Origin of the sequence: Clostridium polyendosporum (assembly GCF_018332455.1) — a bacterium.
Classification (GTDB): domain Bacteria; phylum Bacillota; class Clostridia; order Clostridiales; family Clostridiaceae; genus Clostridium_AY; species Clostridium_AY polyendosporum.
Map to the genome: position 1 here is coordinate 1 of NZ_BOPZ01000095.1, position 318 is coordinate 318.

General features: G+C 46.9%; 1 rRNA gene. It reads left to right on the forward strand.

Annotated elements, in window-relative coordinates:
* Window positions 1-318: ribosomal RNA gene (locus CPJCM30710_RS17560) — 23S ribosomal RNA — on the forward strand; the annotation flags it as partial.

A 318-nucleotide genomic window follows, 5' to 3' on the forward strand; every position in this document is an offset into this window, starting at 1 on the left:
ACCGAACCACGTTGGTGTTGAAAAACCATGGGATGAGCTGTGGATAGCGGAGAAATTCCAATCGAACTCGGAGATAGCTGGTTCTCCTCGAAATAGCTTTAGGGCTAGCGTCGGATATGAGTAATGGAGGTAGAGCACTGAATGGGCTAGGGGGCATATCGCTTACCGAACCTTATCAAACTCCGAATGCCATATACTATTAGTCCGGCAGTCAGACTACGAATGATAAGATCCGTGGTCAAAAGGGAAACAGCCCAGATCGTCAGCTAAGGTCCCAAAGTGTAAGTTAAGTGGAAAAGGATGTGGGATTTCTAAGAC